General features: G+C 60.2%; 22 protein-coding genes. 16 read left to right on the forward strand and 6 right to left on the reverse strand.

Annotated elements, in window-relative coordinates; genetic code table 11:
- Nucleotides 1-206 precede the first annotated feature (206 nt).
- On the forward strand, nucleotides 207-1,208 hold the full coding sequence (locus HKK55_RS00170; protein WP_169352828.1) for a helix-turn-helix domain-containing protein: 1,002 nt from the start codon (nucleotides 207-209) through the stop codon (nucleotides 1,206-1,208).
- 147 nt (nucleotides 1,209-1,355) lie between these two features.
- Here the strand turns inward: HKK55_RS00170 and HKK55_RS00175 are convergent, their stop codons facing one another.
- Nucleotides 1,356-2,231, reverse strand: coding sequence for a LysR family transcriptional regulator (locus HKK55_RS00175; RefSeq protein WP_169352829.1), 876 nt, complete (start codon nucleotides 2,229-2,231; stop codon nucleotides 1,356-1,358).
- Nucleotides 2,232-2,345: 114 nt separating this feature from the next.
- Here HKK55_RS00175 and HKK55_RS00180 point away from each other — a divergent pair, with 114 nt between their 5' ends.
- The 3 genes from HKK55_RS00180 to catA are packed head-to-tail and all read left to right on the forward strand — an operon-like array spanning nucleotide 2,346 to nucleotide 4,749.
- Entirely contained in the window at nucleotides 2,346-3,470 is a 1,125-nt protein-coding gene (locus HKK55_RS00180; RefSeq protein WP_169352830.1) for a muconate cycloisomerase family protein, read from the forward strand.
- Between the two features lie 16 nt (nucleotides 3,471-3,486).
- On the forward strand, nucleotides 3,487-3,777 hold the full coding sequence (catC, locus tag HKK55_RS00185; RefSeq protein WP_169352831.1) for a muconolactone Delta-isomerase: 291 nt from the start codon (nucleotides 3,487-3,489) through the stop codon (nucleotides 3,775-3,777).
- 42 nt (nucleotides 3,778-3,819) lie between these two features.
- The gene (gene catA / locus HKK55_RS00190) at nucleotides 3,820-4,749 is read left to right on the forward strand and encodes a catechol 1,2-dioxygenase (RefSeq protein WP_169352832.1); all 930 of its coding nucleotides are present in this window, start codon (nucleotides 3,820-3,822) and stop codon (nucleotides 4,747-4,749) included.
- A gap of 77 nt (nucleotides 4,750-4,826) precedes the next feature.
- Here the strand turns inward: catA and HKK55_RS00195 are convergent, their stop codons facing one another.
- Nucleotides 4,827-5,300 (reverse strand): Lrp/AsnC family transcriptional regulator, encoded by a 474-nt coding sequence (locus tag HKK55_RS00195; protein WP_003212305.1) that lies wholly within the window; start codon nucleotides 5,298-5,300, stop codon nucleotides 4,827-4,829.
- A 155-nt stretch (nucleotides 5,301-5,455) separates the two neighbouring features.
- Between HKK55_RS00195 and kynU the strand changes: the two genes are divergently transcribed.
- Both kynU and HKK55_RS00205 read left to right on the forward strand, forming a co-directional pair.
- A complete protein-coding gene (gene kynU, locus HKK55_RS00200; RefSeq protein WP_169352833.1) occupies nucleotides 5,456-6,706 on the forward strand; it encodes a kynureninase in 1,251 nt (416 codons plus the stop codon).
- Nucleotides 6,707-6,826: 120 nt separating this feature from the next.
- Nucleotides 6,827-8,233 carry an amino acid permease gene (locus HKK55_RS00205; protein WP_169352834.1) on the forward strand — a complete coding sequence of 469 codons (1,407 nt, stop codon included), beginning with the start codon at nucleotides 6,827-6,829 and terminating at the stop codon, nucleotides 8,231-8,233.
- Here HKK55_RS00205 and HKK55_RS00210 read toward each other — a convergent pair.
- Nucleotides 8,179-9,078 carry a LysR substrate-binding domain-containing protein gene (locus HKK55_RS00210; protein ID WP_169352835.1) on the reverse strand — a complete coding sequence of 300 codons (900 nt, stop codon included), beginning with the start codon at nucleotides 9,076-9,078 and terminating at the stop codon, nucleotides 8,179-8,181. The genes HKK55_RS00205 and HKK55_RS00210 overlap by 55 nt on opposite strands.
- 210 nt (nucleotides 9,079-9,288) lie before the next feature.
- Between HKK55_RS00210 and HKK55_RS00215 the strand changes: the two genes are divergently transcribed.
- Nucleotides 9,289-10,053 (forward strand): sulfite exporter TauE/SafE family protein, encoded by a 765-nt coding sequence (locus tag HKK55_RS00215; RefSeq protein WP_169352836.1) that lies wholly within the window; start codon nucleotides 9,289-9,291, stop codon nucleotides 10,051-10,053.
- Here HKK55_RS00215 and HKK55_RS00220 read toward each other — a convergent pair.
- Nucleotides 10,043-10,357 (reverse strand): putative quinol monooxygenase, encoded by a 315-nt coding sequence (locus HKK55_RS00220; RefSeq protein WP_169352837.1) that lies wholly within the window; start codon nucleotides 10,355-10,357, stop codon nucleotides 10,043-10,045. The two genes, HKK55_RS00215 and HKK55_RS00220, sit on opposite strands and share 11 nt — an antisense overlap.
- A 158-nt stretch (nucleotides 10,358-10,515) precedes the next feature.
- Between HKK55_RS00220 and HKK55_RS00225 the strand changes: the two genes are divergently transcribed.
- The 4 genes from HKK55_RS00225 to HKK55_RS00240 all read left to right on the forward strand — a co-directional run bounded on the left by HKK55_RS00225 (nucleotide 10,516) and on the right by HKK55_RS00240 (nucleotide 14,825).
- Nucleotides 10,516-11,106 (forward strand): NAD(P)H-dependent oxidoreductase, encoded by a 591-nt coding sequence (locus HKK55_RS00225; RefSeq protein ID WP_169352838.1) that lies wholly within the window; start codon nucleotides 10,516-10,518, stop codon nucleotides 11,104-11,106.
- 134 nt (nucleotides 11,107-11,240) lie between these two features.
- Entirely contained in the window at nucleotides 11,241-12,137 is an 897-nt protein-coding gene (locus tag HKK55_RS00230; RefSeq protein ID WP_169352839.1) for a LysR family transcriptional regulator, read from the forward strand.
- A 103-nt stretch (nucleotides 12,138-12,240) separates the two neighbouring features.
- Nucleotides 12,241-13,134: an NAD-dependent epimerase/dehydratase family protein gene (locus HKK55_RS00235; protein WP_169352840.1), complete on the forward strand. Its 894-nt coding sequence runs from the start codon at nucleotides 12,241-12,243 to the stop codon at nucleotides 13,132-13,134.
- 245 nt (nucleotides 13,135-13,379) lie between these two features.
- Nucleotides 13,380-14,825, forward strand: a complete 1,446-nt coding sequence (locus HKK55_RS00240) for a SulP family inorganic anion transporter (protein ID WP_169352841.1) — start codon at nucleotides 13,380-13,382, stop codon at nucleotides 14,823-14,825.
- 186 nt (nucleotides 14,826-15,011) lie between these two features.
- On the opposite strand, the gene HKK55_RS00245 is transcribed toward HKK55_RS00240, so the two are convergent.
- Complete coding sequence (locus HKK55_RS00245) at nucleotides 15,012-15,404, reverse strand: lysozyme inhibitor LprI family protein (RefSeq protein WP_169352842.1); 393 nt, start codon at nucleotides 15,402-15,404, stop codon at nucleotides 15,012-15,014.
- Between the two features lie 249 nt (nucleotides 15,405-15,653).
- Here HKK55_RS00245 and HKK55_RS00250 point away from each other — a divergent pair, with 249 nt between their 5' ends.
- The 5 genes from HKK55_RS00250 to HKK55_RS00270 all read left to right on the forward strand — a co-directional run bounded on the left by HKK55_RS00250 (nucleotide 15,654) and on the right by HKK55_RS00270 (nucleotide 22,375).
- Nucleotides 15,654-17,003, forward strand: a complete 1,350-nt coding sequence (locus HKK55_RS00250) for a gluconate:H+ symporter (protein WP_169352843.1) — start codon at nucleotides 15,654-15,656, stop codon at nucleotides 17,001-17,003.
- A 15-nt stretch (nucleotides 17,004-17,018) separates the two neighbouring features.
- Nucleotides 17,019-17,879: a MurR/RpiR family transcriptional regulator gene (locus tag HKK55_RS00255; protein WP_169352844.1), complete on the forward strand. Its 861-nt coding sequence runs from the start codon at nucleotides 17,019-17,021 to the stop codon at nucleotides 17,877-17,879.
- A gap of 1 nt (nucleotide 17,880) precedes the next feature.
- Nucleotides 17,881-19,338, forward strand: a complete 1,458-nt coding sequence (locus tag HKK55_RS00260; protein WP_169352845.1) for an amidohydrolase family protein — start codon at nucleotides 17,881-17,883, stop codon at nucleotides 19,336-19,338.
- A 102-nt stretch (nucleotides 19,339-19,440) separates the two neighbouring features.
- Complete coding sequence (locus HKK55_RS00265) at nucleotides 19,441-21,894, forward strand: DUF6543 domain-containing protein (RefSeq protein ID WP_169352846.1); 2,454 nt, start codon at nucleotides 19,441-19,443, stop codon at nucleotides 21,892-21,894.
- A 112-nt stretch (nucleotides 21,895-22,006) separates the two neighbouring features.
- Nucleotides 22,007-22,375: a glyoxalase superfamily protein gene (locus HKK55_RS00270; RefSeq protein WP_169352847.1), complete on the forward strand. Its 369-nt coding sequence runs from the start codon at nucleotides 22,007-22,009 to the stop codon at nucleotides 22,373-22,375.
- 426 nt (nucleotides 22,376-22,801) lie between these two features.
- Here HKK55_RS00270 and HKK55_RS00275 read toward each other — a convergent pair whose 3' ends face one another.
- Nucleotides 22,802-24,721 (reverse strand): methyl-accepting chemotaxis protein, encoded by a 1,920-nt coding sequence (locus HKK55_RS00275; protein ID WP_169352848.1) that lies wholly within the window; start codon nucleotides 24,719-24,721, stop codon nucleotides 22,802-22,804.
- Nucleotides 24,722-24,758 lie beyond the last annotated feature (37 nt).

Genomic DNA, 24,758 nt, shown 5'->3' on the forward strand with positions numbered 1-24,758 from the left:
ACGGCGGTGCACCGGATCGACGCAATGAGCTACTGTCTTGGGAGGTAACCTGGCTGGGTAGGTCGGAAAAATCCGCTTCCTATCCACATAGTCGACGGTTGCTAGCCGCTGAGTGGAAACGCCACTTGCCTGGCGCAGAACTTGCCTTGATCTACCTGGACGCGCCGTCAGAGCGCGCTGGCCACAACCGCCGTGGGTGCACTGTGATGAGTAGCGATACACGCGATATCCGTATTGATCGTTTCGACCTTGAAGGCGCCCGCAGCTGGATGTCCGGCATTTGCGGGCCGCATCGGCTGGAGACGGCCACGCCTGAGCGCATCCGCTTTCATCACAGCGCCAATGTGTTCAAGTCCCGCGCCACGACGTTGGGGATCATTGAATACGGCACCGACGTGACTATCGATATCGAAGACGCCGAGCATTTCAGCAGCTACAGCCTGAGCCTGCCGCTGGTGGGTGAGCAGGAGCTGAGTAAGAACGGCGAGCGGCTGAGCTCCAATCGCGACCAGGGCGTGATCATCTCGCCTAACGAACATCAGGTGCTGGCGATCTCCGGCGACTGCCGAAAATTACAGGTGGTGATCACCCGCGCGGCCATGAGCGAATCCCTGGAAGGCCTACTGCAACGACCGATTGAAGCGCCGCTGCGCTTCGAGTCGGTGATGGATGCAGTGGAGGGCGCTTCGGCGTCGTGGTGGAGGATGGCGCGGTACTTCATTGCAGAACTGGAACGCAGCAGCGAGCTGTATGACCAGGCGGCGTTCACTCGCGACCTGGAAAGCTCATTGATCAAGGGCCTGATTCTTGCCCAGCCGAATAACTACTCCGAAGAACTGCGGGACGTCCTCGGGGTGAAGCTGCCGCACTATCTGATCCGCGCTCGCCAGTACATCCACGACAACGCCCGCGAGGCGGTACACCTGGAAGATCTTGAAGCGGCAGCTGGCGTGTCGCGGTTCAAGCTGTTCGATGCCTTCAGGAAGTACTTTGCGTTGTCGCCCATGGCCTATCTGAAGAAATATCGACTGGGGGCAGTGCGCCAGGAGATCTTGGAACACGGCTCAACCCGCACCATCTCCGAGATCGCCCTGGGCTGGGGCTTTACTCACCTGGGACGGTTCTCGGCGGAGTACCGCAAGCTGTTCGATGAGTCGCCGAGCATGACCTTGCAGCGCAATGATGCGCGGCGCATGCGTGGTGCCTGAAAACCATGGAGATCAATTGTGGGAGCGGGCTTGCTCGCGAAGGCGGTGGGTCAGTCGAATATGTATCAACTGACCCACCGCCTTCGCGAGCAAGCCCGCTCCCACACAAGCCAGCTCCCACATGGGATTTATGGCGCCTGCAAGCTCTCAGATCAACTCTTCCACCAATTGCAGGCAATGGCTGAGCCCTGGCGACTGATCATTGATCCGCCGGCTGAGAATGATCGGCGAGGTCGCGGTGGTCTCTACAATCGGCGTATAGCCAATGTCTGCTCGATGCAGCACCTGCACCGAGGCCGGTACCAGCGTCACCCCCATGCCTGCGCCCACCAGGCCGATGGCGGTCTGCAATTCATTGGTCCACTGCGCCACCTTGAGGCTCAAACCGTGGGCGTCGAACAACGCGATCACATGGTCGGCGTAACTGGGGCGCGGGTTGCCGGGGTAGAGCACAAAGGGCTCTGCGGCCAATTGCGCAAGGGTCGCCGGGGCGGCCAACAACGGATGCCCGGCGGGCAACACCGCTACCAAACGATCCTCCACCAATACCCGCTGCACGATGGCCGGATCGTCGATGCGAATCCGCCCGAAGCCCACATCAATCCGCCCGGCCTTGAGCGCTTCGACCTGTTGCAACGTGGTCATCTCCGACAACCCCAATTCCAGCTCAAGGCCATCGTGGGTGCGCAGCCGGCGTATGAGTTCCGGCAATACGCCGTACAGCGTCGACGGCGCAAAGCCGATGCCGAGCCAGGTTTTTTGCCCCAGGCCAATGCGCCGGGTGTTGTCGCAAACCTTGCCCAATTGCTCCAGCAGCACATTGGCGTGCTCATAAAAAAACCGTCCGGCTTCGGTCAGCCGCAACGGCCGGCCACGCTCCAGCAAGATCACCCCGAGTTCGTCTTCCAATTGCTGGATCTGCCGGCTCAAGGGCGGCTGGGCGATGTGCAGGCGCTCGGCGGCGCGGGTGAAGTTGAGGGTTTCTCCCAGCACCTGAAAGTAACGCAGATGGCGCAGTTCCATAACGACTCCTTTCATACCTCAGGGGTATTGTTCGAGACCCATTCTATATTGGAAGCCAGCAAAGATACGGCACAGAATCGAGCCAAATCTATAAAGAACCCAACGGGTATTGCCATGCCGATTTGCGCCATCGAGTCGATCGAGACGATCATCGTCGACCTCCCCACCATCCGCCCGCACAAACTGGCGATGCACACGATGCAGAACCAGACCCTGGTAATCATCCGCGTACGCTGTGCCGATGGCATCGAAGGTGTGGGTGAGTCCACCACCATCGGCGGCCTGAGCTACGGCAATGAAAGCCCCGACAGCATCAAGGTCAACATTGACCGGCACTTCGCCCCACTGCTGATCGGCCAGGACGCGAGCAATATCAACGCGGCCATGTTGCGCCTGGAACGCAGCATTCGTGGCAACACCTTTGCCAAGTCCGGCATTGAAAGCGCTTTGCTTGATGCCCTCGGTAAACGCCTGAGTTTGCCGGTAAGCGAACTGCTCGGCGGGCGGGTGCGTGATGCGCTGCCGGTGGCCTGGACCCTGGCCAGCGGCAACACCGAAAAGGACATCGCCGAAGCCGAGAAGATGCTCGACCTGCGTCGCCACCGGATCTTCAAATTGAAGATCGGTGCCGGCGAAGTCAGCCATGATCTGGCTCACGTCATCGCCATCAAAAAGGCTTTGGGTGACCGCGCGAGTGTACGGGTCGACGTCAACCAGGCGTGGGATGAGGCGGTGGCTTTGCGGGCCTGCAAGGTGCTGGGCGACAACGGTATCGACCTGATCGAACAACCCATTTCCCGCAACAACCGTGGCGGTATGGCTCGGCTCAATCTGTCGAGCCCGGCGCCGATCATGGCCGACGAATCCATCGAGTGTGTCGAAGACGCCTTTAACCTGGCCCGCGAAGGTGCGGCGGCGGTGTTCGCCCTGAAAATCGCCAAGAACGGTGGCCCCCGTGCGGTGTTGCGCACAGCGGCGATTGCCGAAGCGGCCGGTATCGGTCTGTACGGAGGCACCATGCTCGAAGGCGGTATCGGCACGCTGGCCTCGGCCCATGCCTTCCTCACGCTGAACAAGCTGGCGTGGGACACCGAACTGTTCGGGCCGCTGTTGCTCACCGAGGACATCCTCACCGAGCCGTTGGTGTACCGCGATTTCCACCTGCATGTCTCGACCGCACCAGGCCTGGGCCTGGCCATTGATGAAGAGCGTCTGGCGTTCTTCCGTCGCGATAAATAACCCGAGGAAACCTGCCATGTTGTTCCACGTAAAAATGACCGTGAACCTGCCTCTCGACATGAACCCCGAGCGTGCGGCCGGGCTCAAGGCTGAAGAAAAGGCCCTGGCTCAGCGTCTGCAACAAGAGGGCAAATGGCGCCACCTGTGGCGCATCGCCGGGCTGTATGCCAACTACAGCGTGTTCGATGTCGACAGCGTGCAAGAACTGCATGACCTGCTGATGCAACTGCCGCTTTATCCCTACATGGCCATTGAGGTGAATGCCCTGTGCCGGCATCCGTCGTCGATCCATGAGGATGACCGCTGAGCCTGTTTTCCACACTAATAACGACAAGATGAGGATTGCACCATGTCCATCCGACTTTCCCAGACTGCCCATGCCCAACAGTTTCTCGAAGAAGCCAGCGGCAACCTCAATGACGCTGGCAACCCGCGGGCCAAGGCGCTGATCTACCGGATCCTGCGGGACACGGTGAACATCATCGAAGACCTGGAAGTGACCCCGGAAGAGTTCTGGAAGGCGGTCAACTACCTCAACGAACTGGGCAAGAATCAGGAAGCCGGGCTGCTCGCTGCCGGCCTGGGCCTGGAGCATTACCTGGACATGCTGATGGATGCTGCAGACGAGGAGGCCGGCAAATCTGGCGGCACCCCGCGCACCATCGAAGGCCCGCTATACGTAGCGGGTGCGCCGCTGTCCAAGTACGAAGCGCGGCTGGATGACGGGCAGGACCCGGGTGTGCCGCTGTTCATGCAGGGGCAGGTGCGCGACACCGACGGCAAGCCGTTGGCGGGCACGATTGTCGATGTGTGGCAGGCCAATACCGGTGGCACGTATTCGTGGTTTGACGGTACACAGTCGGAGTTCAACCTGCGTCGGCGGATCGAGACGGATGCCCAGGGCAACTACCGTTTTCGCAGCATCGTGCCGTCAGGTTATGGCTGCCCACCGAGCGGGCCAACTCAGCAACTGTTGGACCAGTTGGGGCGGCATGGGCAGCGGCCGGCGCATATTCACTTCTTTATTTCGGCACCGGGTTATCGGCACCTGACGACGCAGATCAACCTGTCGGATGATCCGTATCTGCATGATGATTTTGCCTATGCGACGCGCGATGAGTTGATTGCCGAGATTCGTTTCAGTGACGACGCCAACCTGGCGAGGGAGTTTGGGGTTGACGGGCAGTTTGCGCAGATTGATTTTGACTTTGAGTTGCAGCCGGCGGTGGCGCCTGTAGAGCAGAAGCGGATGCAGCGGGTGCGCGCCCTGGAAGACTGAGCGCGGTTAAAAATGTGGGAGCGGCGGTGCGACGATTCGACTTGCCCGCTCCCACATTGGTTATGTGGTGTGCCTGGCTACTTGCGCACCACCAGATCCAACAAATCATCCCGATCCTTGATCTTCTGCAACACAATCTCCGAGCGAATATCCATCACCCCCGCCGTGCGGTTCAGGTGGTTCACAATAAAATCCGAAAAATGCTTCAGGTTGCGCGCTTGCACCCGCAGCACATAGTTGCTGGCGCCGGTGATCACATAGGCACTGGCCACTTCCGGCCAACCTTGGACCTTCTTGATAAACGTCTCATGCCAGTCCTCAACATCCTGGCGCAACGACAAGTGGACGATGGCTTCCAACTCAATCCCCAGTTGCTCGGCATTCAGTACCGCACGATAACCACTGATGATTCCCTCACTCTCCAGCAGCCGTAAACGTCGCAGGCAGGCGGAGGGCGACAGCGCGACTTTCTCCGCCAGTTCCTGGTTGCTGATACGGCCATCCTGTTGCAGGAAATGCAGGAGGCGCAGGTCGGTGGCGTCGAGAATCATGGTTAGAATAAATCCGCGTGTTTGGAGGTTAAATTCGAATTTCCTACGTCTTAATTAGCGCGTTACCTACCACTTTGCACGAAAATTCTCTAAAGCTTCGTTCATTATTTGGGCCATCGTTACCCACAGCGACACCCACAAGAACAGGATCGACCATGACTACCCGAAATCATTGCCGGGCCCTCGATGCCCAAGACCCGCTGGCTCCCTTGCGCAATCAGTTCGCGCTGCCCGACGGGGTGATCTACCTCGACGGCAACTCACTCGGCGCCCGCCCGGTGGCCGCTTTGGAGCGGGCGCAAGCAGTGATCGCCGAGGAATGGGGCAATGGTTTGATCCGCAGTTGGAACAGCGCCGGTTGGGCTGACCTGTCGCAGCGCCTGGGCAATCGTCTGGCGCCGCTGATTGGTGCTCGTGACGGCGAAGTGGTGATCACTGATACCACCTCCATCAACCTGTTCAAGGTGCTGAGCGCTGCATTGACCGTGCAGCGTAATCGCGCGTCGAACCGCAAGGTGATCGTCAGCGAAGCCAGCAACTTTCCCACCGATCTGTACATCGCCGAAGGCCTGGCTGAATTGCTGCAACAAGGCTATTCCCTGCGCCTGGTGAATAGCCCTGACGAGCTGCCCCAAGCCATCGATCAAGATGTGGCGGTGGTGATGCTCACCCACGTCAACTACAAGACCGGCTATATGTACGACATGCAGAGCCTGACTTCCCTGACCCATGAATGCGGCGCCCTGGCGATCTGGGACCTGGCGCATTCGGCGGGCGCGGTGCCGATCGATCTGCATCAGGCTGGCGCGGATTACGCGATTGGCTGCACGTACAAATACCTCAACGGCGGGCCGGGCTCCCAGGCGTTTGTGTGGGTCAACCCCGCGCTGGTGGATGTGGTCAGGCAGCCGTTGTCGGGCTGGTTCGGGCATACCCGGCAGTTCGCCATGGAATCGCGTTATGCCCCGAGCCAAGGCATCGCCCGCTACCTGTGTGGTACTCAGCCGATCACCTCACTGGCAATGGTGGAATGTGGCCTGGATATTTTCGCCCAGACCGACATGGCCAGTCTGCGCACCAAGTCGTTGGCACTGACTGACTTGTTCATCGAGTTGGTGGAAGCGCGCTGCGCCGCGCATGAATTGACGCTGATTACGCCGCGTGAACACGCCCGGCGCGGCAGCCACGTCAGCTTCGAACACCCCGAAGGCTACGCCGTTATCCAGGCCTTGATAGCCCGTGGCGTGATTGGTGATTACCGCGAACCACGCATCATGCGGTTTGGTTTTACCCCGCTGTACACCAGCTTTACTGAGGTGTGGGATGCCGTGGAAATTCTCGGTGAGATTCTCGACCACAAGACCTGGGACCAGCCGCAATTCAAAGTTCGTAATAGCGTCACCTGAGGAGTAACACAAAACCAATGTGGGAGCGAGCAAGCCCGCTCCCACAGGGGAATTGTGTTCCCACAAAGTTCAGTGCATGCAGTAAGACAGTGCAATCACAATAATAAGGGGGCACGCCACGTGACCACGCCAGACAACGGCTTTGCAGCAATAACCAACCGCGAGTTGGGCCTCAGGCGCCAGCTCACTTCCGGCCAGATGAGCATGATCGCCATCGGTGGCGCCATCGGCACTGGGCTGTTCATGGGCAGTGCCTACGCCATCGGGTATGCCGGGCCCAGCGTGTTGGTCAGCTACGCCATTGGTGCGCTGATTACCTTGCTGTTGATGGGCTGCCTGGCGGAGATGACCGTCGCGCATTCCACCTCGGGTTCCTTCGGCGCCTATGCCGAGTTCTACATCAGCCCACTGGCCGGGTTCCTGGTGCGTTATGCGTACTGGGCGGCGATTGTGCTGGCGGTGGGCGCCGAGGTCACGGCGGTGGCGATGTACATGAAGTACTGGTTCGCCAACGTGCCGGAATGGGTGTGGATCGTCTCGTTTTCCAGTGTGCTGATCGTGCTCAACGCCATCAGCGTCAAGACCTTCGGCAATTTTGAGTACTGGTTTTCCACGATCAAGATCAGCGCCATCGTCGGCTTCATCATCCTCGCGGTGTATGTGGTATTTGGCTCGGGTAACCCGGATTACGGTGTGCAGAACTACACGGCCCACGGCGGATTTTTCCCCCACGGCCTGAGCGGCATGTGGATCGCTGTGATCGTATCGATCTTCAGCTACTTGAGTGTCGAGATGATCGCCGTGGCCGCCGGTGAAGCGGCAGACCCGGAGCAGGCGGTGAAGAAGGCCTTTCGCGCCACCATCGTGCGGCTGGTGGTGTTTTACCTGCTGACCCTGGCGCTGATGCTCGCCATCGTGCCGTGGAATCAGTCGGGCCATACCCAAAGCCCGTTCGTCACGGTGATGCAGACCATCGGCATTCCCGGCGCTACGGGGGTGATGAACTTCGTGATCCTGATTGCGGCGCTCTCGGCGATGAACAGCCAGCTCTATATCACCACTCGCATGATGTTCAGCCTGTCCCGTGCCGGCTTTGCACCAAAATCCATGGGCGCCTTGAGCAAGAGCGGGATCCCGTTGAACGCTTTGCTGTTGTCCAGCTCGGGCATCGCCCTGGCGACCTTGTTGAACGTGGTGTACCCGGAAAGCTCGTTCACCTTGATGATGGCGATCTCCATGTTTGGCGCGATCTTCACCTGGTTCATGATCTTCCTGACCCACTTGTTTTTCCGCCGCTACCGCAAGCGTAACGGTGGGGCGAAGTTGTCCTTTGAACTGCGGCTGTTCCCTTACAGCACGCTGTTGGGGCTGGTGCTGATGGGCGCGGTGATGATCACCACTTACTTCACCGAGGCCTTCAAGATGACGTTGGTGTTTGGGGTGCCGTTCCTGCTGATTCTGTCGGCGGTGTATTACGTGTTCTTCCGCAAGGGTTCTGCCAAGGCATCGAGCAAGGCCCTGGCGTAACCGGGCAGTTGTTCAAACGAGCGGGCGCATAACAGCAACGTGCGGCAGGCCCATTCCTCATTCAGGGGCTGGGCCTTGAAGTGGTGTTTCCGAGGGCTGCGATCCAGTGCCGCTTGCGGCACAATTCCCAGCCCGGCGCCCCGGGTAACCATACGAATGACGCCATCAAATCCGTCCGCCCGAATGCGCGTTTGCAAGCGAAAACCGGCGTGCAGCGCCTGTTCTTCCAGGTACACCGCCAGGGCGCTGTTGGCGGCCAACCCCACATAGTCGTGCCGCAAACTGTCGATAAAACTGACGTTAATACTGGCGGCCAGCGGATGCCCCAGCGGCATGATCAGCACCAGAGGGTCATCGCGAAAGGGCAGGGTCTGCAAACCGTGGGTATCCACCGCATCGGAAATAATCCCCAGGTCCGCCGCACCCTGGCGCAAGGCATGGGTGATCCGCAGGCTGGGCAGTTCCTGCAGGTCGATATCCAGGTTGGGATGCGCGCAGAGAAAGTCCGCCAACAGTTCCGGCAGGTATTCGCTGAGTGCGGTGGTGTTGCACAGCAGGCGCACTTGGCCTTTGACGCCGTTGGCGTATTCCGCGAGGTCCTGCTGCAGGCGTTCGGCCTGTTGCAGCATCAGCCGCGCATGCCGGGCCAGAGCGTTGCCGGCAGCGGTTGGCGTTACGCCCCGGCGACCGCGTTGAAGAAACTCGGTGCCCAGTGACGCCTCCATCGCCCGGATCCGCGCACTGGCCGCTGCCAGGGATAAATGACTGCGACTGGCCCCGGCGGTGATGTTGCCGGTGTCGAGGATGTGCAGGTAGAGGCGCAGGTCGATCAGGTCAAAGTGCATGGCTGTGGGAGTCCGTTGAACAAAGGGTGTTTGCACTGACGCTTTCGCGAGCAAGCCCGCTCCCACATTCGACCGCATTCCAACAGATGCACTCGGTCGAATGTGGGAGCGGGCTTGCTCGCGAAGGCGTCATCAGCCTCACGCAAAACAAGAGGCAACCTCAGTATATGGCGAATGTTCAACCATGAGCCCACCCCATAAAATCAGCCCATGAATACCTTCCTCGCGTTCTATCAAAACCTCGGCCCGGTACTGACACTGCTGGTCATCGGCACCTTCCTACTGGCAGGCACCGTCAAGGGCATCATCGGCCTCGGCTTGCCCACGGTGGCCATGGGCATGCTCGGTCTGGCTATGTTCCCGGCGCAGGCTGCGGCCTTGCTGATCATCCCATCTACCGTCACCAACCTCTGGCAACTGGCGTTCGGCGGGCATTTGCGCGGGCTGCTCAAACGTCTGTGGCCAATGTTGTTGCTGATCTTTCTCGGCACCGGGCTTGGCACACTCTGGTTGGGCATGGCCGGTGGGCATTGGGTGGTGCGGGCGTTGGGTGGGGCATTGCTGGTGTATGCCTTGAGCGGGTTGTTCTTGCCGGCGTTCAAGGTCAGCCCGGCCACCGAGCGCTGGCTGGGACCGGTGTGCGGTCTGGTGACGGGCGTCATCACCTCGGCCACCGGTGTCTTCGTGATTCCGGCCGTGCCGTACCTGCAAGCCCTGGGCTTGAACCGTGATCAGTTGGTGCAGGCGCTGGGCTTGTCGTTCACCGTTTCAACCCTGGCGCTGGCGGCGGGGTTGTTCTGGCGCGGCACCCTCGGCGGTGGTGAAATCAATGCTTCGCTGTTGGCCTTGGTGCCGGCGCTATTGGGCATGTGGCTGGGGCAAGTGCTGCGTCAACGGATCAGCGCCGTGCTGTTCAAGCGGGTGTTCTTTGTCGGCATGGCGCTACTGGGCGGCCACTTGCTGATCAGCGGTTAGCGGAGGAGGTGCTGAGCATGTCGATGGCGCGGATATCAAAATCCTGCTCCAGAAACGCCATGCGCTGGTCATGGAAATGCTTCATGTGCGGCAGGCTGGAATGCACATCCAAAGCGGCCTTGGACGCCCAGATTTCATAGAAGATAAACAGCGTCGGGTCCTGCTGGTCGCGCAGCATGTGGTACTCGATGCATCCCGGTTCCGCGCGGCTGGGTTCGACGTAGGCGCGAAACAGCGCTTCAAAGGCGGCGGCCTTTTCCGGGCGGGTCTTGGCGTGGAGGATAAAGCCTACAGGTTCAGTCATTGGGGTGAATCCTCAAAAAGTGTTTAAAAATTCTAAGGCAACAATCCCCCTTTGATTCGTGCCGATAAGTCAAATGTATTTTGCCCCGCCAGCGCTTATTCCAAAGAACTGTTGTGGATACCCTGCCTTCAGACATTTTTAATCTTTAGGCCCTTCCCATGAAAAAAGTCCTGCTGCTCAACGGCGGTAAAAAGTTCGCCCACTCCGACGGTCGCTACAACAACACCCTGCATGACGCCGCCCTGGCGGTGTTGGACCGTGGCGGCGCGGACGTCAAAGTCACCCATATCGACGAAGGCTACGACCTGGCCGAAGAAGTCGCCAAGTTCGTGTGGGCCGACGTGATCATCTACCAGATGCCAGGCTGGTGGATGGGCGCACCGTGGATCGTCAAGAAGTACATGGACGAAGTCTTTACCGAAGGCCACGGTAGCCTCTACGCCAGTGACGGCCGCACTCGCTCCGACTCCTCGCAGAAATACGGCAGCGGCGGCCTGTTGCAGGGCAAGCAATACATGCTGTCGCTGACCTGGAACGCCCCGCAGCAAGCCTTCGACGACCCTACCGACTTCTTTGAAGGCAAGGGCGTGGACGCGGTGTACTTCCCGTTCCACAAGGCCAACCAGTTCCTCGGCATGACCGGCCTGCCGACCTTTCTCTGCGTGGACGTAATGAAACGCCCGGCCATCGAGGCCGATGTGGCGCGTTATGAGCAGCATCTGGCGCAGGTGTTTAACCTTTCGGTGTAACCTGTAGCCGCTGCCGCAGGCTGCGATAAGGGCCGAAGGACCTTCAGCGATGTGAAGACTTGCGCCGACTTCGTCGGCGATCGCAGCCTCGTGCCTCGGCAGCGGCTACAGTGACCCGATAGAGAGGATTCACGTTGAAAGCCCGATCCGATGAGCTACAGATCTTCGTCTGCGTGATTGAATGCGGGTCGATTTCCGCCGCCGCCGAACAGGTCGGGCAAACGCCCTCGGCGGTCAGCCGGACCTTGTCGCGGCTGGAAGCCAAGCTTGAGACCACCTTGATCAACCGCACCACGCGACGCATGGACCTGACCGAAGAGGGCAAGTACTTCTTCGAACGCGCGAAGGTGATCCTCGAGCAAATGGATGACCTGGAAGAGCGGCTGTCCTCGCGTCAGCAAACCCCGTCCGGACGCTTGCGGATCAACGCCGCGTCGCCGTTCATGCTGCATGCGATCGTGCCGTACATTGCCGAATTTCGCGGCCTGTACCCGGACATCCAACTGGAACTCAACAGCAACGACCTGATCATCGACTTGCTGGAGCAGAGCACCGACATCGCCATTCGCATCGGCACCCTGGCGGACTCGACATTGCACGCCCGCTCCCTGGGTTGCAGCCCGCTGCATATCCTCGCCAGCCCGGCTTACCTGGAGCAGTACGGGACACCGACGACCGTGGCCGAACTGGCCGAGCACACGCTGCTCGGTTTCACCCAGACCGAAACCCTCAACCATTGGCCGTTGCGCCATGTGCACGGCGACCGCTGGCAGATCCAGCCAGGCATCGCCGCCTCCAGTGGTGAAACCCTGCGTCACCTGGCACTGGAAGGGCAGGGCATCGCATGCCTGTCTAACTTCATGACCATCGACGACATCAATGCCGGGCGCCTGACGCCGATCCTGGCGCAGTTCAACAGCGGTTATCGCCAGCCGATCAACGCGGTGTACTACCGCAACTCGCAGTTGGCCTTGCGCATCCAGTGTTTCCTGGACTTTATCCAGGGCAAGTTGGCGAACTACGCCAGCTGATTCGTGACGCCTGCGCAAGATTGAATTGGGTAATACGGACTTATTCGGCACGGGTAAGTCCGCAATACTTGCTCCATTACTGACTCACGCAGGAGTTTTCTCCATGAACGTATTCGTTACCGGCGCAGCCGGCTTTATCGGCGGTTCCATTGCTACCGGCCTGGTCAAGGCGGGTCACACCGTTACCGGCCTGGTGCGCAGCGCCGAACAGGCCCAGGAAATGACCGCACTGGGCATCACCCCAGTGATCGGTACCCTGGACGACAGCGCCATGCTGACCGAACAGGCTAAAAAGGCTGATGCCGTGATCAACGCTGCCAGCAGCGACCATCGCGGCGCCGTCGAAACCTTGCTGGCCGCCCTGCGCGGTTCCAACAAGCCGTTCCTGCACACCAGCGGTTCGAGCATCGTCGGCGACGCCTCGGGCGGCAAGTCCAGTGATGTCATCTACTTCGAAGACAACCTGCCGGAGCCGACGGTCGACAAGGCCGCCCGCGTGGCCATCGACAACCTGATCCTGGCGGCGGCGAAGGACGGAGTGAACTCGGCCGTGATCTGCAACACTCTGATCTACGGTCACAGCCTGGGGGTCAAGCGTGACAGCGTGCAGTTGCCGCGTTTGCTCAAGCAAGCCCGTAAAAGTGGCGTGGTGCGCCATGTTGGGCCTGGTCAGAACATCTGGTCCAACGTGCATATCGAAGACGTGGTTGCCCTGTATCTGCTGGCGCTGGAAAAGAACGTCCCCGGCACCTTCTACTTTGTTGAAAGCAGCGAAGCGGCCTTCGTCGACATGACCACCGCCATCGCCGAAGCCCTGAAGCTGGGTAAACCGCAGGATTGGCCACTGGCCGATGCCGAAGCCGAGTGGGGCTATGAAATGGCCAACTATGGTTTGGGTTCCAACAGCCGGGTGCGGGGCAAGCATGCTCGTGAGTTGTTGGGTTGGGTACCCAAGCGTACGTCGGTTGTGGAGTGGATTCGCAACGAGATGGTTTGATGTTCCTTGTAAACATCACCCCTGTGGCGAGCGGGCTCGCCCGCGTTGGGCTGCGCAGCAGCCCCAATAATCAGATCACCTCATTCTTTCAGATGGATGGGGGATAGACTCTGGGGCTGCTACGCAGCCCAACGGGGGCAAGCCCCCTCGCCACAGGTCATTCACCGCGTCCTAAAGATCTAGCCCCACCTCACTCAATTCCGTACCATCCCCAGCCTTATCCCCCGCAACTCCCCGGTAACCCCATGAACTTCACCCGTCTGCGCGCCGACGCCCTGGCCGGACTCACCACGTCTTTTGCCTTGCTGCCCGAATGCATCGCCTTCGCCCTGGTAGCCCATCTCAACCCGCTGATGGGCCTTTATGGCGCGTTCATCATCTGCACCCTGACCGCGCTGTTCGGTGGCCGGCCGGGGATGGTGTCTGGTGCAGCCGGGTCGATGGCGGTGGTGATCGTGGCGCTGGTGGTGCAACACGGCGTGCAGTACCTGCTGGCCACGGTGTTGCTGGGCGGGTTGATCATGATCGCCTTCGGCCTGTTGCGCCTGGGCAAGCTGGTGCGCATGGTGCCGCACCCGGTGATGCTCGGCTTCGTCAACGGCCTGGCGATCATCATTGCCTTGGCCCAGCTTGAGCATTTCAAGAGCGGTGAAACCTGGCTCAGCGGCACGCCGTTGTACGTGATGAGCGGACTGGTAGCCGCGACCATGGCCATCGTCTACCTGCTGCCGCGCCTGACCCGTGCGGTGCCGCCGGCGCTGGTGGCGATTCTCGGTGTGGGCCTGGCCGTGTATCTGTTGGGCCTGCCCACCCGAACCCTGGGCGACATGGCCCACATCGCTGGCGGCCTGCCAACGTTCGCGTTACCGCAGATTCCCTGGACCCTGGAAACCCTGCAGATCATCGCGCCTTACGCGATCCTCATGGCGATGGTTGGCCTGCTGGAAACCCTGCTGACCCTCAACCTCACCGATGAAATCACTGAGACCCGTGGCTACCCGGACCGTGAAAGCATGGCCCTCGGCGCCGCGAATATGGTCTGCGGACTGTTCGGCGGCATGGGCGGTTGCGCGATGATCGGGCAAACCGTGATCAACCTCAGTTCCGGCGGGCGCGGGCGGTTCTCCGGAGTGTTCGCCGGGATCATGATTCTGCTGTTTATTCTGTTTCTGTCACCGCTGATCGAGCGGATCCCGCTGGCGGCGCTGGTGGGGGTGATGTTCGTGGTGTCGCAGCAGACCTTTGCCTGGGCGTCGCTGCGGGTGATCAACAAGGTGCCGCTCAATGACGTGCTGGTGATCATGGCGGTGACGGTGATCACGGTGTTCACCGACCTGGCGACGGCGGTGCTGTGCGGCATCATCATTGCTGCGCTCAACTTCGCCTGGCAGCAGGCGCGTGAGCTGTACGCCGATGAACACCTGGAAGCCGACGGCAGCAAGCTGTATCGCCTGCACGGCACGCTGTTCTTCGCCTCGACCACACCGTTCCTCAACCAGTTCGACCCGGCCAACGACCCCGCCCAGGTCACGCTGGATTGTCGTCACCTGAGCTTCGTCGACTACTCGGCCATCGCCGCCCTGATGACCCTGCGCGAGCGCTACGCCAAGGCCGGCAAGCATTTGCGGGTGCTGCATTTGTCCGAGCGCTGCAAGAAGCTGCTCAAGCGTGCCCGGGTTCAGCACGACTGATGGGTTTTGTAGCGGCTGCGTAGCCGATCGCAGGCTACAGGGTGGTGGTGTTTATGTAGTCGCTGCCGAGGCACGAGGCTGTGATGGGTTTGGTGCGGCATTCCGACGAAGCGGCCCCAAGGCGGCGGTCCTGCGGCCCGCATCGCAGCCTCATTCTTCGGCAGCGGCTACAAGTACATATGCACGTTACGGCCCGACCAGGTTTTCCAGTTCCTGGGCACGGGTGCGGGTCATGTCCAGCAGGCAGCCAGAACCGTTGACTTGATCAATGGTGCCGCCGGTGGCTGAGCCGGCGAAGGCGCAATTGGCATCCCGGTATTTGAGCCACATGCGCTGCACATCCTGCAGTTGCTGCTTGCGCTTGCCTTCCTGGGCAGCCAGGGCGGTTTTGTATGCCTTGTTCAGGCGCTCATCCTGCACTTTGGTTTCGGTGGCGTTGCAGTCGACCATGGCGGCGGTGGTGTTGGCGCCATCCATGCAGGTTTTCAGCGCCGGGCTGTCGGCGGCCGAGGCATTGGTGCACAGGGCCAGAAGCAGGGCGCTGGCGGCGAAGGGAGCAAGCAGTGATCTACGGTTCATTGTTGGTTTTCCTGATCATGAGTTGATGCGCAATCTAAGACTCAACGCGTGCCGTTGAGTTTCCAGTACCCCGGCGATCTTCATGTAAGAACGCCCCCCTTATTTTCATTCCCGGCCCCTAGGCATATCCCAAAGCGACGCCGCTTGTCTGTGGGCGAAAATTACTTTCATGAAAATTGAAAATTTCCATCTTTAATGATTTATGAGTTTCACAACTAATTCGACGTGACCCTTTCCGAGGAGTACCGCATGGCCGCATCACCGGGCATTTGGCTGCTGGCTTACGCCGCTATCGCCATCATTGCATTGATCGTGCTGATCGCACGTTACCGGCTCAACCCCTTTATCGTCATCACCCTGGTGTCCATTGGCCTGGCGCTGTTGGCCGGGATGCCGGCGGATACGATCATGGGTTCCTACGAGGCCGGCGTCGGCAAAACCCTGGGGCATATTGCGCTGGTGGTGGCCCTGGGCACCATGCTCGGCAAGATGATGGCCGAGTCGGGTGGCGCCGAGCAGGTGGCGCGCACGCTGATCGACCGATTCGGCGAGCGTAACGCCCACTGGGCCATGGTGTGCATTGCCTTCCTGGTAGGGCTGCCGCTGTTTTTCGAGGTCGGTTTTGTGTTGCTGGTGCCGATTGCCTTTACCGTGGCGCGGCGCGTTGGCGTGTCGATCCTGATGGTCGGTTTGCCGATGGTCGCCGGCCTGTCGGTGGTGCATGCGCTGGTGCCGCCGCACCCGGCGGCGATGATGGCGGTATTGGCTTACAACGCGTCGGTAGGGCAAACCGTGCTTTACGCGATCCTGATCGGTATCCCGACCGCGATCATTGCTGGCCCTGTGTATGCCAAATTCATCGTGCCGCGCATTCACCTGCCGGCGGAAAACCCGCTGGAACGTCAGTTCATCGACCGAGAACCGCGCACCTGTTTGCCGAGCTTCGCCCTGACCATGGGCACCATCCTGTTGCCGGTGGTGCTGATGATGATCGGCGGTTGGGCCAACCTGATTTCCACCCCGGGCACCGCTTTCAACCAATTCCTGCTGTTTATCGGCAACTCGGTGATCGCCCTGCTGGTGGCGACCCTGGTGAGTTTCTGGACCTTGGGCCTGGCCCAGGGCTTCAACCGCGAGTCGATCCTCAAGTTCACCAATGAATGCCTGGCGCCGACCGCCAGCATCACCTTGCTGGTGGGCGCCGGCGGCGGTCTTAACCGGATCCTGGTGGATGCCGGTGTGACCAACGAAATCCTCGGTCTGGCCCACGCGTTCAATCTGTCGCCGCTGGTGATGGGCTGGTTGTTCGCCGCGCTGATGCGCATTGCCACCGGCTCGGCCACTGTAGCCATGACCACCGCGTCGGGCGTGGTAGCACCGGTCGCCCTGGGCCTGGGTTATCCCCACCCGGAATTATTGGTATTGGCCACCGGCGCCGGCTCGGTAATCTTTTCCCACGTGAATGACGGCGGCTTCTGGCTGATCAAGGAATACTTCAATATGACGGTGATCCAGACCTTCAAGACCTGGACCGTGCTGGAGACCCTGATTTCGCTGGTCGCCTTCGGTCTGACGTATGGTCTGTCCTGCATTCTGTAACCCGGAGTTAACGTGATGGACATCCTCTACCAGATCCGCGCCCGCCAGGATTCATTCAGCGCCGGTGAAGGGCGTATCGCCAAGTTGATGCTGGAGGGTGTCGGCTTTGCAGCGTCCGCCAGCCTGGAAGAGTTGTCCCTGCGGGCCGAGGTCAGCACCGCCACCTTGTCGCGGTTCGCCCGCAGCGTCGGTTGCCGCGACTTGCGTGACCTGCGTCTGCAACTGGCCCAGGCCAGCGGCGTTGGCAGTCGCTTCTTGGACCCGGCAGGCTTGCCGGAACAGTCGGCGTTTCATCGACAGATTCTCGGTGACATCGAGGCGACCTTGCGTCAGCACCTGTCCGGGTTCAATCAGCACAGTTTTGTCGATGCCGTGAACCTGCTGGGCAAGGCGCGGATGATTCATGCGTTCGGCATGGGCGGCCCGTCGAGCGTGGGCAGTGATGAGTTGCAAGTGCGCCTCGTACGTCTGGGTTATCCCATTGCAGCGTGCCACGACCCGGTGATGATGCGCGTGACCGCCGCCACTCTGGGGCCGGAGCATGCGCTGATCATCTGCTCGCTGACCGGCCTTACTCCGGAACTGCTGGGTGTGGTGGAACTGGCCCGTAACTACGGAGCCCGTATCGTCGCCATCACCCTCGCCGATTCACCGCTGGCGCAATTGGCAGACGTGCTACTGCCGCTGCAACTGGCGGAAACCAGTTTTATCTACAAGCCCACGGCAGCGCGCTACGGAATGCTGCTGGCCATCGACGTGCTCGCAACCGAGCTGGCCCTGGCCATGCCGGACGACAACCAGGAACGCCTGCGACGGATCAAGCTGGCCCTGGACGATTACCGCGGCGGCGCCGATTGCCTGCCGCTTGGAGACTGAGATGAAGTACGACACGCTGATCCGCCAGGCCACGATCATTGATGGCAGTAACTCCCCGGGTTATGTCGCCGATGTGGCCCTGCGCGCGGGCCGGATCGAAAAGATTGGCGACCTGTCGGCCGCCCACGCCGAACATGAAATCGATGCCACTGGGCGGGTGTTGGCGCCGGGGTTTATCGACGTCCACACCCACGACGACACCGTGGTGATCCGCCAGCCACAGATGCTGCCTAAACTCAGCCAGGGCGTGACCACGGTGATTGTCGGCAACTGCGGCATCAGCGCTTCACCGGTCAATTTGCGCGGTGATCCGCCGGACCCGATGAACCTGCTGGGCAACGCCGAAGCCTTTGCCTACCCGAGGTTTTGCGATTACCGCGCCGCCGTCGAAGCGGCGCATCCTGCGGTCAATGTGGCCGCGCTGATCGGTCATACGGCACTGCGTAGCAATCATCTGGACGACCTGCACCGCACGGCCACTGCCGCTGAAATTGCCGCCATGCGCGTGCAATTGCAGGAAAGCCTGGAGGCGGGCGCCCTGGGGTTATCCACAGGCCTGGCCTACGCCAGCGCATTCAATGCCGAAACCGATGAAGTGCTGCAACTGAGCGAAGAGCTGACGGCGTTTGGCGCGGTGTACACCACCCATTTGCGCAGTGAATTCGAACCGGTGCTGGAGGCGATGGATGAGGCCTTTCTGATCGGCCGTCACGCCAAGGCGCCGGTGATCATCTCCCACCTCAAATGCGCCGGCGCCGGCAATTGGGGCCGCAGCCCGCAGCTGTTGGCGTCTCTGGAACTGGCCGCGAAGACCCACCCGGTGGGCTGTGATTGTTATCCCTATGCCGCCAGTTCCTCGACCCTGGATCTCAAACAGGTCACGGATGCTTTTCGTATCACCATCACCTGGTCGACGCCGCATCCGGACATGGGCGGCCGGGACTTGCAGGACATCGCTGCCGAATGGGCAGTGCCGCTGATGGACGCTGCCCGTCGACTGCAACCGGCGGGAGCGGTGTATTACGGGATGGATGAGGCCGATGTGCAGCGCATCCTCAGCCACCCATTGTCGATGATCGGCTCGGATGGCTTGCCGGAAGATCCGTTCCCGCATCCACGTTTGTGGGGCGCGTTTCCACGGGTACTGGGGCACTTCAGCCGCGACCTGGGACTGTTCCCGCTGCACACCGCGGTACACAAGATGACCGGCTTGTCGGCGGCGCGGTTTGGCCTGGCCGAACGCGGCGAAATTCGCGAAGGGCATTGGGCTGACCTGGTGCTGTTTGATCCACTGAGTGTGCGGGATGTGGCGGACTTTAAGGCGCCGCAGCAAGCGGCGGAGGGCATTGACGGCGTGTGGGTCAATGGCGTGCTGAGCTACAGCGACGGGCAGGCTAACGGGCAACGGCCTGGGCGTTTTCTGGCACGCACGGGTGATCTGCGCCGGGGGTTCAGTTAACGGTCCGGGGGCTGCCATACGGTCAATGGATGCTTACAAAAGGCACGTTGCCCGAGGAAGATTACTACCTATGATGGGTAGCTCCTTTCTCGGAGAACTTGTATGCGAATTCCTCTTGAAGAAATGCGATATATCAACAAAGACTTTAATCCCCAGGTTGCTATGTCCTCCCGTTTTTCCTTGGTGCCTGCTCGAGAGTCGGCATCCGAGGTGGCCAGCGCCTTCCCCTTTCCCCGCGACACAATCAAGGGCTGGATCCAGGAAAAAGTCTTCGCGGTGACCGGCCAGCGGATCGACCCTGACAAGGTCTATCTGCATCAGTTCTCAACCGCCCACAGCACCCAATCCGATAGCAGCGCTACACGTTGGAAACACAGTGGAACACCTGAGAAATCCATGACGCTGACGGACGCCGTGGCCAGTGATTTCTTTTCGGCGGAACGTTATGGCACTGCGGGCAAGGCGCAAGCAGTCGCGCATTTCCTGTCGTCCAACGTCAGCCCGTTCTCGATCTTTCACAGCGAAAGTGTTTCGGACTTTTTCAGTCGCCTGGGGCGGTTGATCATCGATAGAACCGGGCCTGGGTATATTTATTCGAAAATACATGAAGACGTACCAGAGGCGCAGGAGCGCTGGCGCGATCTGGATGCGGTTTATGGCCTCTATCTGGACGGTCCGGAAAAAGGCGTCTACAACGCCGGCAATGAACTGCGGCTTAAACCCAGTGAGTTGTTGAACATCGTGCGCGAGGGCGATCTCCAGAAGAAGGTGATGGGCAAGCTGGACAACTTCTGGGGGCAACACACGCCTCAATGGCGAGCACTGGCTAAAGAGCAATTTATCAAGGAAGCGAGTGCGGCCCGCGCCCTGAACCAGGCAAACCCCGCCGAAGGCCTCAGCCAGGAGGAGTTTCGGTGGGTGATGAAGGCCGCCGCGCCGAACGTGCCACTGGAGGGGGCGGCAACGCAGGAACAATTGCTTGCCCTGGCGGCACCGGCGGCGGATGAAAAAGTGTTTCGCTTCGACATCAACGGTTATGGCTCCAGCGATATCCTGCGGTTTGTGTCGAAGGACGGTTCCGAGGTGCTTTATGTTCCGGGCGCTGCCCCGGCGCTTCACCGGTTCAAGGACCGTGCGGCGTTGAATCAATGGGTGGTGGAGCAGGGCAAGGATCCGGCCAAGGCCGCAGCGTTGGCGCAGCACTTTTCCCTTCGAGACCGTCAGCAAGGAGTGTTCGGCAAGCTGAGTGTCAATGGTGTGGACAGTGCATTGAAAAAAATAGGGGCCGGCGTCATGGCTGCGGACAGCAGTCATATCAACAACCAGAACTACCCCATCGCCGATGATGTTTTTTCCGCCATGGCCAGGCAAACGCGCCAGCGCATAGAAAGTGATGCTGATACTGAAATAAAGTCGAATGCCGAAGTCCACAAAGACAACGCCCTGGGCATGCTGAAAGCCGGCAATGCGGTTTTTTCCATTCCCTTGGCGTTGCTCGGGCCAATCGGCTTGGGGATTGGCGCTGCATCGTTGGGGGCCCAGGTGGGAATGGAGGTCGATAAAGCTATTGAAGGTGACACCCAGGCCGAGCGTCAGGAAGGGTTGAATGGGGCGGTGATGGATGTGGCCACGCTGGCGTTTTTTCATGCGTTAGGCAAGGCCGGCTCATCTGCCGGGACCACCGACGTTCAGGTCCAGGCTAATCCTCCCGAAGGCGCCAGCACGACCGCTGCCAAGCCATTTTTCAACTACCGGCGGGTAAATGGGCAGATCGGCGTCTTGATGAGTCCGACGCGACCCAGCTTGCCCGAGCCGCAAGGGCATGGGCTGAACCCTTTATGGGATCCGACCATGGATGTTTACCTGCCCCGGACGGATAATCACTCGGCTGCCCAGCCTCGCTATGAAGCGGTGTCACCGCCGGCCGAAAAAAGGATGAGGCTTGACGAGCCCCGAGCTGACTCTCCGGAGCCTGCGCAATCGCCGGGCTCCGTGGCATCCGACGCCACTTCATCGGGCGAGTACGAACTCTATGACGACGATCCTGTTATCAAGACCAACCCGTTCCAGGCGAGCGTCAAGCTACCCGACGGAGGGCATTTCAACAGCCGAGGCATGATTGAGCGAACAGACCTGCCCAAGCTGTACCGCGTCGAGAAGGCGGACCGGGTGGATCGCCGAGGTGACCCCCAGGACATAGGCTTCAGAGACTCCAACTTTTTTTCCGGGCCGGAAAAAATGCTGGACGGCAACGTCCTGGTGGCGTCCCGTTCCAAGGAAGCCGCGATGCATTTTGGTGACACTGAGTTCGGGGGGGAGTACTACCTTTATGAAATCGACAGCGAGGGCGTACCGACGGTGTCCTTGAATGAAAATATCGACCTCAACCCGCAGTTCACTGAGGCCCGTCAGCACCTGCCTGCCGGTACGATCGATCGTCTGCGCCAGGAAGGGCGACTGAAGGAATTCGCCGCCAACGCCTATCAGTTCGACGAGGTCCATGTGTCCAACGACCTGCTGTCCAACGCCCGGATCTTCAAGATTCCTCATCAGTAGGCGAGGGTGGCCCGGCGTTCACACAGAGTTATTTCTGGCGTAGTGTGACAACGCGTCGGCGGGTGCGCCGACGCGGTTTGCACAAGGAGTATTTTTCAGACTGGAGAAGCCTATGCACTGTGGAAAAGTCATTCCCATCCTGCGGATTTTCGATGAGGCCAAGGCCCTTGAGTTTTACGTCGATTTCCTGGGGTTCAAGGTTGATTGGCAGCACCGTTTCGAAGCGAATTTCCCGCTGTACCTGCAAGTGTCTCTTGGGGAGTGCGTGCTGCACCTGTCGGAGCATCATGGCGATTGCTCACCGGGTGCGGCGGTGCGGATTCAGGCGCAGGGACTGGAGGCGTACCAGCAGCAGTTGCTGGCCAAGGATTACCGCTATGCCAAGCCGGGGATCGAAGAGACGCCTTGGGAGTCGCGGGAGATGAGTATCAGCGACCCGTCGGGCAATCGGTTGGTGTTTGTCGAAGAAATCGAAGGCTGACTACCTTCGGTAGAGAGGCAAGTATGCCCGTAGCAGTTGTCGAGCCTTAGCGAGGCTACGTCGGCCACACCGCAGGCAAGCCAGTTCTCAGAACCGAGTTGCCTGCGACGCAGCCTCGCCAAGGCTCGACAGCTGCTACGGAAGAAGAGGCGCACTTAGACCCAGCCCTTTCAAGTTCTTTGAAAAAACAGTTTTTCGGCTAATACCGGTCAATTAGGGCCGAACACTGACCTTGTAGCGAGGGGGCTTGCCCCCGTTGGGCTACGAAGCAGCCCTAAAACCTGCCTCTTCGGTCTTCCTGAAAGAAAGCAGTCGTTTTATCTGGGGCTGCTCCGCAGTCCAGCGGGGGCAAGCCCCCTCGCCACAAGGTCAGTGTTCACTCTCCAAATGCGGCGGATTTTTCAAAGACCTTGAAAGGCATGGCACTTAGACCCGGAAGTGGCTCACCATCTGCTGCAACTGCCCGCCCAACCGCGCCAGTTCCACACTGGACTTGGCGGTCTCATCACTGGCCGCCGCGGTCTGTTCCGACACGTCACGCACGTTGACGATACTGCGGCTGATTTCCTCGGCCACGGCGCTTTGCTGTTCGGCAGCAGCGGCGATCTGCTGGTTCATCGACTGGATGTTCGACACCGTGCGGGTGATGTTTTTCAGTGATACACCGGCCTTGCGGGTCAGTTCGACACTGCTGTCGGTGAGGTTGCGGCTGTTGTTCATCACGTTGGCCACTTGCTGGGTGCCGTTCTGCAAACCGGCCACCAGGCCTTCGATTTCTTCGGTGGATTTCTGCGTGCGCTGGGCCAGGCCCCGCACTTCGTCGGCCACCACGGCAAACCCACGACCGGCTTCGCCGGCGCGCGCCGCTTCAATCGCTGCGTTGAGGGCCAGCAGGTTGGTCTGTTCGGCCACGGCTTTGATCACGTCCATCACGCTGCCGATCTTGCTGCTTTCCTGTTGCAGCAAGGCCATGGCGTCGGTGGAGCGTGCCACTTCTTCGGCCAGGCGTTCAATCTGGGCGATGGCTTCAGCCACGACCTTGTCGCCCGCACGGGCTTCGCCGTCGGCGGCCGAGGCGGCCCGAGAGGCTTCTTCGGCATTGCGTGCCACTTCCTGCACGGTGGCAGTCATCTCATGCATGGCGGTGGCCACTTGATCGGTCTCGATCTTTTGGCTGTTGACGCCGGCGCTGGTCTGTTCAGTGACGGCTGACAATTCTTCGGCAGCGCTGGCGATCTGGGTCACGCCGTCGCGGATACCGGTGATCAACTCGCGCAAAGTGCTGCCCATGCGCTGGATGCCTTGTTGCAACACGCCGAGTTCGTCGCGACGGGTCACTTGGATGGTGTGGCTCAGGTCTCCGGAGGCAATGCGTTCGACCACGGCCAGGGTGTCGCGCAGCGGCCGGGTGATCTGGCGAGTGATGATCAGCGCGGCGATGATGCCCACCAGCAATGCCAGGATAGTGCTGATCAATTGCAGGCTGCGGGCCTGGGTACTTTCCAGGTCGCGGCGCTCCAGCTGGATGTCGTACAGCTTGTCGCTGATGCCGAGGATATCGGCGCCTTGTACGGTCATTTCCTGGCGAGCCAGAACGATATTGGCGCTGGCGGCCTTATAGTTTTGCAGTGCGCTGCGATAGGCGCCAAGGGCGGTCTCCAGCGAGTTCAGTTGGGTTTGCTGGGTGGCGCCAAACACGTTGCCAAGGTCTTTCAGGCCGTTGATGGCCGCATCGACCTGCGCTGCTGCGCGAGCCTCGGTAGCGGCATTGGTATCTCCGGTGTAGCCACGTACTTCATAGCGGGCGCGTTGGAACTGTTCCTTGGCGTCGGTGATGGCTTTGAATTGGTCAAAGCGGTCATCACTCAGCGGCATCTGGCGCACATGGGTGTCCAGCGCGTCAATCAAGGCACCGGCCGCATCAGCACGGTCACCCATGGCTTGGCGTGCGGCGTTGCCGGCACGGTAGGCCTCGCGCATTTTGTTCAGGGACTGCTGGTAGGCGGTGATGACGCTTTTCTGTTGGTTGAGCAGCTTGAGGTTTTCCGGGCTCTTGAAACTGGTCAGCAGCTTTTGCTGTTGCGCGACAAAACCGTCGAGGCTGGTCTGTACGTTTTGCGCCACGGTTTCGTCGCCGTTGGCCAGCATGTACTGCAGGCGAACAATGCGCAGCTTGGTCAGCGAGGCGTTGAGCTGGGTGATGTCGCTCATCCAGTTGCTGCGGTCGATCAACCCGCCGAGGCTGGTCCAGCCGGTGAGGGCCAGGATCGAAGTCAGGAGCAGGACCAGGCCGAAGCCCAGGCCCAGCTTCAGGTTGACGCTGATGTTGCCGAACCAAGTATTCATCGAATTCCTCCAGGAACAGATTGCGTGACATCAGTTG

This window comes from Pseudomonas sp. ADAK18 (assembly GCF_012935695.1).
Taxonomy (GTDB): domain Bacteria; phylum Pseudomonadota; class Gammaproteobacteria; order Pseudomonadales; family Pseudomonadaceae; genus Aquipseudomonas.

Bases quoted from the DNA above. Each gene is read 5' to 3' on its own strand.
- HKK55_RS00255 (WP_169352844.1), top strand. From the start codon at position 17,019: ATGGACATCCTCTACCAGATCCGCGCCCGCCAGGATTCATTCAGCGCC.
- catC (WP_169352831.1), top strand. From the start codon at position 3,487: ATGTTGTTCCACGTAAAAATGACCGTGAACCTGCCTCTCGACATGAAC.
- HKK55_RS00180 (WP_169352830.1), top strand. From the start codon at position 2,346: ATGCCGATTTGCGCCATCGAGTCGATCGAGACGATCATCGTCGACCTC.
- kynU (WP_169352833.1), top strand. From the start codon at position 5,456: ATGACTACCCGAAATCATTGCCGGGCCCTCGATGCCCAAGACCCGCTG.
- HKK55_RS00175 (WP_169352829.1), bottom strand. From the start codon at position 2,231: ATGGAACTGCGCCATCTGCGTTACTTTCAGGTGCTGGGAGAAACCCTC.
- HKK55_RS00245 (WP_169352842.1), bottom strand. From the start codon at position 15,404: ATGAACCGTAGATCACTGCTTGCTCCCTTCGCCGCCAGCGCCCTGCTT.
- HKK55_RS00240 (WP_169352841.1), top strand. From the start codon at position 13,380: ATGAACTTCACCCGTCTGCGCGCCGACGCCCTGGCCGGACTCACCACG.
- HKK55_RS00270 (WP_169352847.1), top strand. From the start codon at position 22,007: ATGCACTGTGGAAAAGTCATTCCCATCCTGCGGATTTTCGATGAGGCC.
- HKK55_RS00260 (WP_169352845.1), top strand. From the start codon at position 17,881: ATGAAGTACGACACGCTGATCCGCCAGGCCACGATCATTGATGGCAGT.
- HKK55_RS00220 (WP_169352837.1), bottom strand. From the start codon at position 10,357: ATGACTGAACCTGTAGGCTTTATCCTCCACGCCAAGACCCGCCCGGAA.
- HKK55_RS00170 (WP_169352828.1), top strand. From the start codon at position 207: ATGAGTAGCGATACACGCGATATCCGTATTGATCGTTTCGACCTTGAA.
- HKK55_RS00210 (WP_169352835.1), bottom strand. From the start codon at position 9,078: ATGCACTTTGACCTGATCGACCTGCGCCTCTACCTGCACATCCTCGAC.
- HKK55_RS00195 (WP_003212305.1), bottom strand. From the start codon at position 5,300: ATGATTCTCGACGCCACCGACCTGCGCCTCCTGCATTTCCTGCAACAG.
- HKK55_RS00235 (WP_169352840.1), top strand. From the start codon at position 12,241: ATGAACGTATTCGTTACCGGCGCAGCCGGCTTTATCGGCGGTTCCATT.
- HKK55_RS00250 (WP_169352843.1), top strand. From the start codon at position 15,654: ATGGCCGCATCACCGGGCATTTGGCTGCTGGCTTACGCCGCTATCGCC.
- HKK55_RS00215 (WP_169352836.1), top strand. From the start codon at position 9,289: ATGAATACCTTCCTCGCGTTCTATCAAAACCTCGGCCCGGTACTGACA.
- HKK55_RS00225 (WP_169352838.1), top strand. From the start codon at position 10,516: ATGAAAAAAGTCCTGCTGCTCAACGGCGGTAAAAAGTTCGCCCACTCC.
- HKK55_RS00265 (WP_169352846.1), top strand. From the start codon at position 19,441: ATGCGAATTCCTCTTGAAGAAATGCGATATATCAACAAAGACTTTAAT.
- catA (WP_169352832.1), top strand. From the start codon at position 3,820: ATGTCCATCCGACTTTCCCAGACTGCCCATGCCCAACAGTTTCTCGAA.
- HKK55_RS00275 (WP_169352848.1), bottom strand. From the start codon at position 24,721: ATGAATACTTGGTTCGGCAACATCAGCGTCAACCTGAAGCTGGGCCTG.